Consider the following 15,728-nt stretch of genomic DNA (forward strand, 5'->3'; position numbering starts at 1 on the left):
CTATTTGCTTCAGAAATTACCGAATGAAGAGATTCTGGATTCGGAAACCCTTGAAGCTTATTTACCGTGGCAAGAGAAGATCCAGATAAATTGTAAATAAAAGAACTTAAATAACCGTCTCAGTATAACAGTAACTGGGACGGTTTTTTAAGTACACTATTTTATTTGACGCTTACTGATCTAAAGCTATGATTGGACGTTCTTTTTCAAGCATTATCTTTGCCTCCTTAAGTTTTATGAGACAAGGATAACCGAAAAGTGAGAGCTAAAAAAGATACTTAAGTTTTTGACGCTTACGCTAGAAAAAAGACTGGCTCTATGATAAATCCTGTTGATAGATTTCTATGATATTCTATCAATGGGATTTTTTGGTAGAAAAAAGAGGCATAAGCCTCACTACATAAAATCCTTTGATACCACTCTTTAGAAATTAAGGTGTTTTGCTTATGTCCTCATACAATGATTGTATTAAATTTTCTCTGAATATTAAAGACCCACTGTTAGAATTCTTGGATATTTCAATTGGAAAGTATCGTAATCGCGATGCAAAGTTTTACCATGCAGTAGCTCATCTAGATCAATGTCTTAATTGTGGCTCAACTAATATCGTCCACAATGGTCATTTATATTCTAATGTGCGCTATCCTGCTTTAGATGCTAGCTTGCCTGTCTTTATCAGAGTAGCCAAGCAGCGAGTTATTTGTCGCGATTGTCATATGAATTCAATGGCTGAAACGGAATTAGTAGAAAAATACTGCTGTATCTCTAATGCCACTAAACGTAAAATTATTGGTTCTCTAACTGAAGATTGGTCCATGAAAAGCATTGCCAGACAAACTTCGACCTCAACCAACACTGTACAGCGCGTATTGGAGCGATACGGTTACTCTACCGTTGAAGATATCGATTGGCTGCCAGAATACTTAGCCTTTGATGAATTCAGAGGCGTTGGCAGACAGCTGCACTTTATCGCTATTGATGGTCATACTCATAAAATAGTTAAAGTGCTGCCTACCAGACTTAAGAAAGATATCATCAACTACTTCAAACGTTTTCCTCTTACGGTAAGAAACAAGGTCAAAACTGTAACTATGGATCTTAATTACTACTATGACATCATGGCTAAGGAGCTTTTTCCTAATGCTCAAGTAATTCTTGACCGTTTCCATATCGTTCAAATGCTCAATCGTTCTTTTAATTCTTGCCGTATTCAAGAAATGAAGAAGCACAAGAAAGGCGCCAAAGAATATAACCTGCTTAAATATTATTGGAAACTGTATCTCAAACCATTTGAGGATCTTGAAAAAGTAAAGCCGTACCATCAACCAAGGCTAAAGGATACTCTGACTCAGGAACAAGTTGTAGCTGATGGACTCAGACTAAGTCCCGAGCTTGAGAACACCTACAATCTTATGCAAGATATCAGTAAAGCTTTAAGAGACAGAGATACCGATAAGCTCAAGGATTTAATCAAAAGCAAAGATCACGTTGGCAACATGATGCATACCACGTTGAATACTTTCAAACGAAATCTTCATGATATTCTCAACGCTGCTAAGTTTGATGAATCTAACGGCTGTCTTGAAGGTACAAACCGCAAGATTAAACAAATTGAGCGTACTGCTTATGGCTACGCTAATTTTACTCATTTGATAACTAGAATTCAGTTAGAAGAAAAAGGTGCCATTATCAAAGAAAAAGCATCAAGCTGGTACATAGCAGCTTGATGCTTAATCCAATTATTAAATTATAGTTGACTTCTATCAACACGATTTGACAGAGAGCCTTATTAAATTATAGTTGACTTCTATCAATACGATTTGACAGAGAGCCAAAAGACTTACATTGTTAGTAAATCCTTAAAATCTACTAATTGTAAGTCTTTTTTGTTAACGATTATTCATCGTCTCTCTTTTTCTTCAAAACTAATAATGCAAGTGCAAGTACACCCACACCTAGAAGCGAAAGCTGCCAATTACTTTCACCATTAGTTTGTGGTAACTTCTTATCGTTATTTCCATTAGTTTTGTCTACAACATTTTGAGCAGCCTTACTGTCAACTTTAGCTTGAGGACTACCATAAAGTTGCTTGCCTTTTGTTCCTTTAACAGGTTTCACAACTTCATGCTTTATCTGCTTAGCTGGCTTTTCAGGCTTAGTTGGCTTAACCGACTTAGTTTGTTTACCTGGTTTAGTTGGCGTGGTTGCCTTAACCGGCGTAGTTTGTTTACCTGGTTTAGTTGGCGTGATTGGCTTAACCGGCGTAGTTTGTTTACCTGGTTTAGTTGGCGTAACTGGCGTAATAGGCTCGCCTGGCTTAACTGGAGTTGCCGGTTCATCAGGCTCAGGATCAGCAGTGTAGTTAATTTCAACTGTCACATCCTTGCCATCAGCCGGAACGTAAGTCAATTCGATTATATCCTTATCAGGAGTATATCCTGGAACAACTGGAGCAACATATTTAGGCCAATTGCTATTTTTAGTTGTCCAAGCTGAATATTTTACTTCCTTAGTTACAGCATCAACAGTTGCCGTTCTTGTGTAAGGAACCACCTGTTTGATTTCTTGATTTGTACCACTTGGATAGTGAACGATAATTGTACGAGTGATAGTTCTAGAAAGATCGGTCTCAGTTAATCCTCTTGGATAATTCTGATTACTATCTGGAATGATATCATCAGGTGTCTTTGGATCTTTACCAGTAACTGTTACGGTACCATGCTTTAAGTAAACAGTTACAACCTGATGTTCTTTATCTGCACCATTAGCGGTTTGATCACTAAAGTCAAAAGTATCAGGAACTGTTCCGCTAACTTTATCTGGATCAATTACATAGCCTTTATCTAAGTAACTTTGAATAGTTGAATTCAGAGTATCGGTTACACTAGTTGGGATCGTTGAACCAGAATCACCATGTGCTACATCATTTTGAGTAGTTAAAGTTGTATTTGTTGTTGTATCAACATAAACCAAATCAATGACCTGCGTATTCTTAACGTAAACTACCTTAGTATTTTCAAGTGGATTATCTGGTGTTACGTTTGGCACTTCAGCATGATAGCTGGAATTTCAGGAACACCGGTTGTTGTAGTCTTAGTTGGATCGTTAGGATCGTTGTTGTACTTAGGAGTTGGTGCATCAGGAATTTCATGACCATCTTTATCAACTGGGGTAATCTTGCCAACTGGTGAGTACTTAACAACGATGTCTTGACCATTCTGAGCCTTACCATTTTCATCTTTTGGTACGTCCTGGCTTGGTATTACTACGTAGTCAGCTACATAACCATTAACTACTTGAACCGGATTGTTGTCGAAACTTTCCTTGCCAGCTTCTTTTGGCTCCCAGTTAGTGTAAGAAACTGCATCAGCATCGCCCTTAGCAAGTTTTACCAAGTCAATGGTTGCATCCCGCTTGTAGGATACTTCTTGAGTCACTGGTGAAAAAGCTTGGTTTTCACCTTCAGGCTTATCAGTGAAGATAAAGGAAATGTTTCTACTTACCGTATTGTTCAAATCACTTTGACCAACATTTGCCGGATAATCATGTGAGTAATCACCATCAGTGATCTTTTCCGTTGGATCTTTTGGTGTTTCACTAGTAACAGTAATCGTCTTGTGCTTGAGCGTTACAGTCCACTTCTGATTAATGGTTTCTGGATATTCACCATTTGGAACATCATCATATGAATCAAAAGTTTCCTTGTTGTGATTACCGTCGTTTGCAGTAAAGCCGTCATGTACTAATTCATAGCCTTGCTTTTCATATTCTTTAATTAAATCTGTAGTTGAGTATTCGAATTTTTCGCCACTCTTACCAGTCTTTTTATCAACAGTAAGAGCATCTCTCGTATCTTCATCAACATATTCAATTTGAACTAATGAATCATTTCCAACGTATTTTACATAAATATCACCGGCATTAACACCATGAGTGACTTCAGCTGCATTTACTACTTCTTGTTGAGGCGTGTAACCCTTAAGTTCTAGATAACCATTCTTAGAACTTGGAGAAACCACTTCTGTAAAGCTATTACCGCCGTCAGTTGTAATAGTTTCACCTTGTTGGTTGGTTGTCGTTGAATTGTGAGCCTTCCAGTCACCTTGGTAAATAACTTTACCAGTTACCAAGTTAATCTTAGCTGATCGGGTGAATACAACAGTCTGTTCAATATCATTCAAGCCTGTAACTGGTTGCCCACTTACATCTTTTCCATTTACGAAAGTATTTGCATCGTAAACATAATGAATAGTTCTAGTTGAAGTGTTAGTTGCCTTTTGAGCTGACCAATCATTTGCTGGGAACTTAGCATCAGTACCTGGGACTGTTTGGCCTTCTACCGGCGGATTATCAACTGTTACAGTGACGACTTTTTCACGGTAGTAAACATTAACAAATGTATCATCATCAGTTGGCTTAGGCGTTACTTCGTCAACTTGAGCAAAGCTTGCGCCATCGGCAGTAGTTGGTGCTTCATAGCCGTACTTAGATAAGTCGTAGTTAACTTGACTTGGCAAGGTCTTGCTATCTGAAGTGATAATAAATCCAGCAGTCGCATCACTAGCCTGGCCAGTAGTGTGAGTGTAGCCGTCTGCTTGCTTCAAAGTTGTTTGATCGCCAGTAGTAGTTACTTGGTCTGGGGTTGCATAACCGATAATTTGCTTAGTTACCTGGTCTCTAACAGCATAGCGTTCAAAGTCAACTTTTTGTCCAATAGTTTGAGCTTCAGTCACCTTTCGGTTAGCATCACCAATCAACTTGTTTTGATTTTTATCGTAGTAGTTGATCTTGCGAGTAACAGTCTTAGTTTCCTTTTCTAAGCTAAGGGCATGTTCTAAGTGAATGTCAACGTATTGCGGGGTGCTGTCAGTTTGACCAGTACCGTTGCTTGTTGCGTCGAATTTAGCAGGGATGTCAGTATTTGATACAAACTTGTAGCCCTTTGATTCGTAGTATGACTTCAAAAGGTTAATATTGTCGCTAAATTCAGCCGGAATATCACTATTAGTCAAACCATCTAGGCTAATTTCAACATTCTTGCCTTGGCCTTCAAGCTCGCTCTTAGCAGTCACTGGACTCAATTCGCTGTCAGTCGTATCGTCGTAAACGCGAATCTTGACGGTTTGCTTATCTGCTGAGTAAACAACCTCGTCTGACACCTTTAGGCCGTCACTCATCAACTTAGCAATTTCATCTTCGCCAGCATTCTTTAAGAAGTCAGCAGAAATTGTAGCCTTAGCAGCAACTTCCTTGTCTGGGTGGTAGCCGTCTGCAAGCTTTGGACTTGTTACACCAACAGAAGTGTAAGTGCCTGACCAATCTGACTTAGTAACATTGGTATTGACCTTGTCAGTGGTTACTGTTCTTGAGAAGACTCCGTCAAAAGTATCTACCTTAGCATCAGGTGCTTTAGGTGCGTCTGGTGATTTGCTATCAACTGAGTAAGTAACTTCTCTTACTACCTTGATAGATTCGGTCTTAACATCCTTAGCGTGCTTCAAGTGAACTTCTAGAACTTGAACGTCATTATCTTTACCTGGGCCATTATCAGTATCATCAAAACTGCCACTAGCTAATGGTAAAGTTACGATATAGTGCTTAGCTTCATAGTAAGTCTTAAGCTTATTAAGGTTAGTTTGCAAATCACTTGGGAATGCTGCATTAGAGTTACCAATAAAGTCAACTTTAGCGCCAGTGTCTTGGGTATCTAAGGCTTTTTTAGGAGTTTCAGAATCGTCATCGTAAACTTGCACCTGCAATTCTTGCTTGACTGGTGCGTATTTGACAGTATTTTCAATAGTTGAATTACTATTTGCAGTAAAAGTAAAAGTATGAGTCAATGCACTAGCTTGATCTTCAGTATTATCTACTACGTAATATTCTTTAGAACTTGGAATAGTTGCTGCTGGGAATGTAATAGAAATCTGACCATCATCAAGTTTTGTTACTGATAAACCAACTTCTTTTCCATCTTTCATGTATGAAGCAGCATAAGTCTTTTGACCAGTTACTTCATTAGTAGCTTGCGTTACTGTAACATCTACGGCTTGATCATCAAAAGCTGATGTGCACTTGAATCATTAGTAACAAAGTGAACTACATGTTTAATAGATTGAGTTGCTTTATCAATCTTAGGTGTTAATTCAAATTGAACGGTGTCATGATCAAAGTTGTAGATAACTGTTTTACCAAATTGAGCTGAACCATCTGGAGCATCAGTAGTCCAGGTCTTGCCGCCATTATTAATGATTGATTTAACGGCTTGACCATCTTTTAAAACTAGTTCATATCCCTTAGGAATCAACTCAGTCGGAATACTACTAAAATCAGATTCGTTCATTGGATGGTCATTGTCATTATCTTTATATGTTTTTGACATTGACGGTACATTAATATATTGATCTTTTTCATGAGGATCTTTGTAATGAAGACGGACATCTATAGTGGAAGTGCCTGATACTGTGATCGTAGAAGCATTCTTATTAACTAATGGTACCATCCCATTACCACCATATAGTCCCCAAGCAAGCTTACCTACTTTTCCAGCATCTTGCGCAATATTTTTATCAATACCATGGATATAAATATCTTTAGTTGCAGTATTTGCTTTAACTGTATCATATTTAATAGCGATTGACTTAATATCAGACCATGACATTTCACCTTTAGCAATTTTTTCTTTTACTTGTTCTTCAGTTAAGAAATGGTCAGTTGAAGGAGTTTTCGTGTGTAAGTCTGTTGGAAGATCAGTTGTAGTAGTTGAATATAAGACTGTTTGATCATTAGCATCAACTGGACCACTTAATGAAAAATTCAAAGTAGAATTGTTATAGCCTATAGTTGGTAAATTAACAAAACCAACTGCATCACGTAAATCACTTTGTGTGTCATAGTTAACAACATTAACCCTAAAGCTCATTTGATTTGTGCCTTTATCATCTGAGCTAGCCTGTTGGAAATATAACCCATTATTCTTATTACCGTTAGCAGAATCAGCCATTACCATCGCTGAAGCTGTAGCAGTAGTCCAATTACCTCCACCTATATAGTAGAACTTGTTAGGATCTAATTTTAAACTTGAGCCAGATTTTTCAGCATCTGAAGCAGTTAAGAATTGTCCCTTGGCCCCACTAGTTACAATTTTAATATCTTTACTATATATATATACTTCCCAAGGTAAAGTTTTGCCTGTTTGATTATTTGCATTATCTAAGTGAAGTGAGTCGTTAGCTCCTGTTGCGGTATTATATTGATAATTTGTTCCCGTATAGTCAACCTTAACTATTTGATGACCATTAACCAAATAAGAGGTAACAATTGGGGAAGGACTTTGATTACCATTTTTATTTAAACGATCAACAGAATTTCCACTAAAGACAGCATTGCCTGGAACAACATAGTAAAAGATTGGTTCATAAATATAGCTATAATTGCCACTGCCTCCACCACTTAATGCAATTTCACCTGCATTTTGCTGTCCTGGATTAGTATGAGGCTGATAAGTCCAAGTTCCTAGAGATGCAGTAAATTTTGAAGAATCAATTATAGTTTGTGTACCACTAGCTGTGTATGACACAACTTTAGTTCCATCTGGTTTTGATTTAAAATTGCTCCCAAATATAGTAATTGAAGAGGTTAATTTATCATCTACTTTTACTTTAGTAGTACCATCATCATAAGTATCATTTAAATTACCATAAGCAATAAACAGATTCTGTGATAAATTGGCGGTTTGATCTGAAATTTTACCAACATTTGGAAGACCATCTGTTTTAGTATTTCTACCAATAGTTTTAGTATCAGGTGTAAAGATAATACTTCTAATACCGACATTATCAGTTGAGGAAACAGTTTCGCCTGCAGTCACAGTACCAGTAACTTTTTTTCCATTAGTCAAAGTTATTTCGTATGTATAGCTCTTGATATTACCAATATTATTGTATATTGTGCCTAAATCTTTTGGTGTTTTTATTCCAGTTACATGTAATCCATCTGCCAAATCAAGCTGAATTTTTGCATCTTTAATATCATCATTATTATTTTTATATGCAAACCAATTTACAACCTTTGGATCATTGGTCGGGTTAGAATCTAACACTAGCTCATTTGAGTTTATTGCTCCCTTAGCAGAAATATCCAGACTACCGATTTCTGGATGATCATCACTACCTGCAATGGTTGCTTTAAATATTCCACCATCTGCGTGAATTTTTTGACCATCGGCAGTATAGGTCTGGTCAACGAAACTATGGCCTTTTGCTGCTACTGTTGTGTCATGTTCTGGTAATTTGTCCTTGTCATAAACAAACTTACCAGTCAATGCATAAGCCTGTGCTCCATAGGACCTTGCTGACCTTTACCTTTAGGAACAGTAATAATAATATCCTGTCCAATTCCAGCTTGTGTAATGGTAATTTGTGAATCTGCATTTCCTTTATCAATTAGACCTAACTCGGTATTTGCCTTAATTGTTGCATCATGGTTTAGTAAAAAATTTTCAGGAACCGGAATAGTAATAGTTGAACCATAGTTAACTGCACTATGAATATTCATTGATGGAAAACTGCCGTCTTGAGTGATACCATTGTTTTCTCTCAAAATATAACCAAAGTTGTAGTCCTGGTTAGGAATAACTTGTTTTATTGTATTACTTGGTGCACCATATGCTAAACCATTTGAACTAGCAATATATACCGTATCTGCTGTTAATTGAGGAATAATGGTTTGCTTAAATGATAATGGTGCTTGATCTTGGCCATTAATTGACCACTGGATATCTTTATCGGTCACACCTGTATCTGGCATAGGTGATGGCTGACCCCAATAGTTATTATATTTAGTAGCAATAATTTTATATGCAAGTTTTCCGCCAGTAGCAGTAATATTTAATTCATATACTCGATAATCATCTTTATCATGAAAAGTAACAGTTCCAACTGGTAGGTTCTCGCCTTTCAAGTCATAAGCCGATCCCTTTTTTACTTTGATAACAATCTTATCACCAGCATGGACATTAGTTGCATTTAATGTGATTACTTCAGGATCATAAGTTTTATTAGATAATTCAGCACTATTGATCGAAAGACTCATGTTCTTATCATGACTATCTTGCGATAAGACTGGGGTTGACGGGCTTGCAGGTGGCTTGGCAGCAAATTTCATATTGGCTGCTGCCACTTTCTCGACTGCAGCTTTAGCTTTATCCTGTCCATCATCTTTTAAAGGCTTATCAGTAACTTCTTTATTAATTGCTGCTTCATTAGCCGTTTTGCCATCTAAATCAGTAGTTGCAGTATTTTTTGCAGTATTTTCAGCTGTATCTGAAGTTGCAGAGGTCTTTTCTACTCCGTTAGTAGTATCTGCTGTATCCCCCCGATTTTGATTTGGTGAAGAATTTTGAGCATTACCTGCGCTTGGGTCAGTTACATTCTGATTACTTGTAGATTTGCTATCTTTTTGTTCTAGATAATTGTTACTATTAGTAGTACTAGAACCATTCTCAGCTGTTGCGGCTTGAACTTTTTGACTATTATTAATAGTCAAAAATAAAGTAGATAACAAAACCGAAGTTGCACCAATAGTTAACTTACGGATTCCAAAACGTTGCTTAGTTTCAGCATGTTTGTTAAATAGCATGTCTGTCAAATGTATAAAACACGGATAAAGCTAAATTATCTCTAGCTCCACAGAAATTTATACTTCTCCTTTCTTCACTTCTCATTTAGAAAAACGAATTATCTCATTATTCTTTTGAAGCAAATTATTCAATCTACTCCGCATTTTATTTCCAATAGATTATCAATGTTATGTTATTAATATATGCTTTTAAATATATACACTATTAATTTTTGTAAATAATTTGCTCATATATAGTTTAATATACGCACGATCATCCTAAATGTAAAGTAACAGATCTTATTTTATTTATTTTTCTGTAAAAAAGTCCTAGGAATATTGCCATAATAGCATTTTTTCTAGGACTAAAATTATTGAATTAATTAATTTTTTATTCTGTTTTTGGAGCTAAAGCCTTATCAAACAAGTTGGTAATTAATTTTACCAAGACACCATCAAATAATAAAGCAGAAATCATACTGGTGATAAACATCAAGATTTGCAAACTTGGACGGTAGTGGCTCCAGCCAAAGATGAAATATGATGGGATAAAACCACCGAGGTTGGCAAAGAAAGCACCAGTTAAAACGCTAGCCCAAGAAAATCTTTCATAACGGGACTTCTTAGGGAAAAAGCCGATCTCATTGGTAGCACCTTGAATCAAGCCTTCCAAGATGGTGAGTGCGCCCCATTGGCCACCGATTGCCATTTCTACCGTAGCAGCGATTAATTCACCAATCGTACCGGAACCTACTGTTGGAACAAAATACATTGCAAGAGGTGCTGCCATGTACCACAATCCAGTAAAAATATTATCCACAACTGGTGCATAACCCGTTGGCAAGAAACTCAACTTAACCAAGTTATACACATTGTTGAAACCATAGGTGTAGATAACCCCCATGATGATCCCAATCAAGGCTACTAAAATAATCGACTTAACATTCCATTTCGATGAACGTGTAAACATAAAAAATACTCCTAACTAACTATTCTAGCCAGTAGGAGTACATTAATAATCTATCTTTAATTTACACTTTCCTTATCGCAAGCATTATCTTGTTCAAGTTCAAAGGGTATTTCTCAGCTTATTCAAGCACCCCTAGTGACTAACTATTCAACTAGTTTTAGTATACCACTTTAACTAAATGATGTCTGGTCAGTGTAAAGTTTGTAGTAAAATCCTTTTTCCTTCAAAAGTTGATCGTGACTGCCTTCTTCGATGACGTTACCGTCCTTCAAGACGACAATCTTGTTGGAATTCAAAATTGTCTTCAAACGGTGTGCAATCACGAAACTAGTTCTACCTGCAATCACAGCGTCCATCGCCTTTTGGATCTTTTCTTCAGTCACAGTATCAACGTTTGAAGTAGCTTCATCCAAGATCAAGAAGTCTGGATCTGTCAAAATTGTTCTCGCAATTGAAACTAGCTGCTTTTGACCAGTTGAAAAGACTGAACTGCTGTCGTTTACTTCAGTGTTATAGCCGTCAGGCAAACTTTCGATAAAATCGTGAATATTAGCCTGCTTAGTTGCAGAAATCACTTCATCCATTGAAGCATCCGGCTTACCGTAACGGATATTGTCGGCAATCGTACCACTAAACAAAACAGAATCTTGGAGCACGATTCCAACGTTATCACGAAGTGACTTCAATTGAATATCATGCACGTCGGTACCATCAAAGGTTACCTTACCGGAATTGACATCATAGAAACGGTTAAGCAAATTCATGATAGTAGTTTTACCTGAACCGGTTGGTCCAACCAAGGCCACAGATTGTCCTTTATCTACGGAAATATTTACGCCGTGCAAGATTTCTTTGTTCTTGTCATAGCCAAAGTGAACGTCTTCAAGCTTAACGCCATTCTTTAAGCCGTGAATTTGCTTACCATTTGGCACAGCATCTTCATCTTTTTGCTCTTCAACTGTCGCAAGTCTTCTTGCACCAGTTAAAGCAAGTTGGATCATAGAGTAGATTGAAGTAATTTGCGTTAATGGTTGGAAGTAAGTTTGTGAGTATTCAACGAAAGTTACGATTAAACCAAGACCAATTGCTTGTGATACTTGGCCTGAAATAATCATCCAAGCACCCATGGCAATAACAATCGCCAAGTTAAGCAAGTTCAAACCGTTCATTAATGGGAACAAAATACCTGAGTAGAATTGTCCCTTGAACATAGCGTTTCTTACGCGGTTGTTGTAAGTCTTAAAACCGCCAATGGATTCTTTACGCAAGTTGTTGGTGATAATTACCTTTTCACCATTGATTTGCTCAGTGATGTAACCATTCAAATCCCCGATTTCATCTTGTTGCTTATCAAGATAGACGCGAGCCTTTTTCATGATTAAAACACTAACAATCAAAATTAATGGCGTGATGGCAATCGTTGTCCAAGCAAGTTGAGCGTTAATCATGAACATAACCACGATTGTTCCAATAAACATGATTCCCTGGGAAATAATTTCAAAAATTGCGTTGTTCATCGCGTTGAAAATGTTGTCCAGGTCAGAAGTAAAGAGTGAAAGCAGCTTACCGTCTTGGTGCGTATCAAAGTAACGCACGAGCATTCTTTGGAACTTAGCAAAAAGATTTTCACGCATGTCGTTGGTTGAATCTGCGTTGAACTTAGACATGACCATCCAAGCAATAAAGATGGCTACTTGACTAAGCACATAGAAAATCAACATTGACCATAATGCACCATAGAAAGTATTTAAACTAGCAGTCCCTTTTCTTAAATCGGATAAGTATGTAGTCAAATCAGTTACGGCTCTACCCAAGAAAGTTGGTGCGATAACCTGTGCACCACTTGAAACTAATGAAAGAACAACAACAATAGTGATGCCTTTCCAGTAGGGCTTTAAATATTTAACAAAGTACTTGATTGCTTTTCTTGTGTCTCCCATTATTCCACCCCTTTCTTGCCTTTTTGTGTCTTGAAGATTTCTTGGTAAACAGGTGAAGTCTTAAGTAACTCTTCGTGAGTTCCTTGCGCAACCAGCTTACCATCGTCTAAAACCAAAATAGTATCTGCATGAACGACTGAGACGATCTTTTCTGCGATGATGAAGGTTGTGGTATAAGGCAATTCATGTTCTAAGGCTTGTTGAACCTTTTTTTCGGATTCAGCATCAAGGGCTGAAGTTGAGTCGTCCAAAATCAAAATTGGTGATTTGGCGATCAACCCACGAGCAATTGATAATCTCTGCTTTTGACCACCAGAGAAGTTGGCAGAACGTTCCTCAACTTCGTGATCATATGAGTCGTTATAACGTTCAATAAATTCCGAAGCTTGCGCCATGTTGGCAGCACGTTGCAATTCATGTAAATGTGCATGTGATTTACCTTGGCGCAAGTTGGATGCGATCGTTCCTGAGAATAAAACAGCACGCTGCAAGACGAATGAAACGGTGCTACGCAAGGCGTCTTCAGTTACGTCCTTAACGTTTTGACCACCGATCTTGATTTCACCCTTAGTTGGGTCATAAAGTCTGGCAATCAATTGAGCCAAAGTAGACTTGCCTGAACCAGTAGCACCGACGATACCAACCATTTCGCCTGGTTTAACTTTGAATGAGATATTCTTCAAAGTTTCATCGTCACCATCAGGATAAGTGAAGGAAACGTGGTCAAATTCAACACTACCCTTCAAAGGCTTTGTTGAACCTTCAGTAACGAACTTAACGTCTGGTTCAGTATCAAGCACTTCTTTAATACGGCCAAGAGAAATGTTACCTCTGGCAAATTGCATCATGGTCATACCAGCAATCATGATGGTCCAAAGAAGAGTCAAAATGTAGTTAACAAAAGGACTAACTACGGCAACGTCAGTTGGGTGTTGTGCAATGCTGCGACCGATTAAGTAAACTACCAAGGTAATTACCAAGTAAGCAATTAACTGGAAGGCTGGCATAATTGCGGAGAACCAGTAACCAATGACAATGTTGTAGTTGTTTAAACGATCTGAAGTCTTATCGAACTTCTTAATTTCTTGTGGACCTTGGTTAAATGACTTAACCACACGTACACCTTGTAAAGTTTCTTGTGCTTGGCCAGAAATTTTATCCATGGTATTTTGGAACTTTTCAAACAAACTGTTCATTTTGCGTAATACGTAAGTACCAAACCCCATGATCAAGACAACCATCACAACTGTTGCCCACCAGTAACGTGGAATGATGACAATACAGAAAATGAACGAACCGACGATTAAGATCGGCATTCTGAGCAGCTGCATGAAAAGCTGCATAACCATGTTCATGATCTGGTTCATATCGTTAATAAGTCGTGTAGTAAGTGATCCCGCTGAGAACTTTTCGATATTACCAAAAGAAAAGCTTTGAATCTTAGCATATGTGTCTTCACGCAAGTCACTCGTTACACCCTGGGCGATACGAGCAGCGTAGTAAACATTAAAAACACCTGAAATGATCGACACAATTCCTAAAACAATTAAGATAATCCCGTCGCGAATGACTAATTGCTTTTGATCAGCCATGATCGCACGCTGAATATTTTCAAGTAAACGTGGTTGATAAAGTGTCGCAAAAGCCGATACGATAATCGCTACAAAAGCCGCAAAAACATCTTTTTTATAGCGTTTAAAGTACGACATTAAGATTTTAAAAGTCTGCATTAATTACTCCTTTCTTCAGTTAAGAAATGCCAAAAAGTATTACTCCATTCCTCATTTAAAGCAGTGAGTTGCTTCATTTTTTCCTTACCCAGCTTTTTTGCCGTTTTGTCTTCAATCTCAAATAAAGAATTCAATTTTTCTTGGGCAAATTTTTCACCAGCTGGCGTTAATTCACAAAAGCGGACTCGCTTGTCTTGGGGGTCAACTGTCATCGATAAATAACCCGATTCAGTTAACTGTTTAATCCCCTTGTTGATTGACTGTTTGGGCAAATCCGTTAAATCGACTAATTGCTTTTGGGTTAACTTCTTACGAATGGTTAACTCATATAAAATCATACTTAAGTAACTAGTCATTCCATGGGTTTGATCCCAATAGTCATAGCCTCGACTTCCGTGAACGATTGATAAATTAAGTTTTTCTGTATCACTAATCTCCATTTCCTCACCTCTGTAGTTAGTCTCTGCATGTACTGAAGTATATTAGTACACAGGTGGACTATCGTCAAATAAATTTTAAGAAATAATTTAAAATGAAAATATCTTTCATTAAAAAAAGAACCGTCTGCTATAATTAAAAAATCAATATACAGACAAGGTGGAGGTATATGAATAGAAAGAAATTCTACTTAACTTTTTTAATTGCTTTACTTACTATCACACTATCTGCATGCGGTCAGAAGAAAAATGAAAATGTCTACCAGGCGGTTAAGCAAACCAAGACAATCAATTGGGGAGTAAAGGCGGATACGCCACTATTTGGTTCAATGAATATTAAAGACGGCAAGATTCGCGGCTTTGAATTTGATCTTGCTGAAGCTTTAACGCATAAAATGTTTGGCAAAAAAGCTAAAGCTAACTTTGTTACGACAACTGCTAACACAAAAATTCAATTATTAAAAAATAAAAACGTCGACGCCGTGATCGCCGCCATGACAATTACGCCAGAGCGTAAAAAGCAGGTTGACTTCAGCAAGCCATACTTCCCTGCTGGTCAATCGATCATGGTTGCTAAAAACAGTAAAATTCACAATGTCAATGACTTAAATAATAAACGAGTACTCATCGTTAAAGGAACTACGGCAGCCGACGCCGTGCACAAATTTGCGTCAAAAGCAGAGATTTTACAATTTGACGATTATGGTCAAGCATTCGCTGCATTAAAGGCGGACCAAGGGGATGCTTTCGTCACAGACAACGGTATTTTAGCTGGTATCTTGCATGATAATTCTGGCTACAAATTAACTGGTGGTACCTTCACCAATCAGCCATATGGTATTGCCGTCAATAAAGGACAAAAAGAAATGATGAAACACATCAATACAGCTTTAGATGAATTAGAAAAGGATGGCACTTACAACCGACTTGCTAAAAAATGGTTCGGCAATATCCCTGGTTTTAATATCAAAGAAATTGAACAATACTAAAAAAGGCTTAGAGCTAGTCAGCTCTAAGCTTTTTTCATACAAATCAT

At 37.4% G+C, this 15,728-nt stretch carries 10 protein-coding genes and 1 riboswitch; of the genes, 2 read left to right on the forward strand and 8 right to left on the reverse strand.

The window, feature by feature from the left end; translation table 11 throughout:
- The first annotated feature begins 446 nt into the window (after positions 1-446).
- A complete protein-coding gene (locus JCM1039_RS08945; RefSeq protein ID WP_025015497.1) occupies positions 447-1,727 on the forward strand; it encodes an ISL3 family transposase in 1,281 nt (426 codons plus the stop codon).
- A gap of 169 nt (positions 1,728-1,896) precedes the next feature.
- On the opposite strand, the gene JCM1039_RS12890 is transcribed toward JCM1039_RS08945, so the two are convergent.
- The 8 genes from JCM1039_RS12890 to JCM1039_RS08985 form a co-directional block, all read right to left on the reverse strand.
- A complete protein-coding gene (locus JCM1039_RS12890; protein ID WP_025015498.1) occupies positions 1,897-3,048 on the reverse strand; it encodes a mucin-binding protein in 1,152 nt (383 codons plus the stop codon).
- Positions 3,036-5,978 (reverse strand): mucin-binding protein, encoded by a 2,943-nt coding sequence (locus tag JCM1039_RS08955; protein ID WP_025015499.1) that lies wholly within the window; start codon positions 5,976-5,978, stop codon positions 3,036-3,038. The genes JCM1039_RS12890 and JCM1039_RS08955 overlap by 13 nt, the downstream gene beginning before the upstream one ends.
- 62 nt (positions 5,979-6,040) lie before the next feature.
- Positions 6,041-8,320 carry a hypothetical protein gene (locus tag JCM1039_RS08960; protein WP_025015500.1) on the reverse strand — a complete coding sequence of 760 codons (2,280 nt, stop codon included), beginning with the start codon at positions 8,318-8,320 and terminating at the stop codon, positions 6,041-6,043.
- The gene (locus tag JCM1039_RS08965; protein WP_244438051.1) at positions 8,317-9,636 is read right to left on the reverse strand and encodes a YSIRK-type signal peptide-containing protein; all 1,320 of its coding nucleotides are present in this window, start codon (positions 9,634-9,636) and stop codon (positions 8,317-8,319) included. The genes JCM1039_RS08960 and JCM1039_RS08965 overlap by 4 nt, the downstream gene beginning before the upstream one ends.
- Positions 9,637-10,006: 370 nt before the next feature.
- The gene (locus tag JCM1039_RS08970; protein ID WP_025015502.1) at positions 10,007-10,585 is read right to left on the reverse strand and encodes an ECF transporter S component; all 579 of its coding nucleotides are present in this window, start codon (positions 10,583-10,585) and stop codon (positions 10,007-10,009) included.
- Positions 10,586-10,636: 51 nt separating this feature from the next.
- Positions 10,637-10,729, reverse strand: a riboswitch (TPP riboswitch).
- A gap of 26 nt (positions 10,730-10,755) precedes the next feature.
- Positions 10,756-12,525 (reverse strand): ABC transporter ATP-binding protein, encoded by a 1,770-nt coding sequence (locus JCM1039_RS08975; RefSeq protein WP_025015503.1) that lies wholly within the window; start codon positions 12,523-12,525, stop codon positions 10,756-10,758.
- Positions 12,525-14,255 (reverse strand): ABC transporter ATP-binding protein, encoded by a 1,731-nt coding sequence (locus tag JCM1039_RS08980; RefSeq protein ID WP_025015504.1) that lies wholly within the window; start codon positions 14,253-14,255, stop codon positions 12,525-12,527. Before JCM1039_RS08980 ends, JCM1039_RS08975 begins: the two co-directional genes overlap by 1 nt.
- Positions 14,255-14,695 (reverse strand): MarR family winged helix-turn-helix transcriptional regulator, encoded by a 441-nt coding sequence (locus JCM1039_RS08985; RefSeq protein WP_025015505.1) that lies wholly within the window; start codon positions 14,693-14,695, stop codon positions 14,255-14,257. Before JCM1039_RS08985 ends, JCM1039_RS08980 begins: the two co-directional genes overlap by 1 nt.
- Positions 14,696-14,862: 167 nt before the next feature.
- Between JCM1039_RS08985 and JCM1039_RS08990 the strand changes: the two genes are divergently transcribed.
- Positions 14,863-15,681, forward strand: a complete 819-nt coding sequence (locus JCM1039_RS08990) for a transporter substrate-binding domain-containing protein (RefSeq protein ID WP_025015506.1) — start codon at positions 14,863-14,865, stop codon at positions 15,679-15,681.
- Positions 15,682-15,728: the final 47 nt, after the last annotated feature.

Source organism: Lactobacillus kitasatonis DSM 16761 = JCM 1039 (assembly GCF_000615285.1).
Classification (GTDB): Bacteria; Bacillota; Bacilli; order Lactobacillales; family Lactobacillaceae; genus Lactobacillus; species Lactobacillus kitasatonis.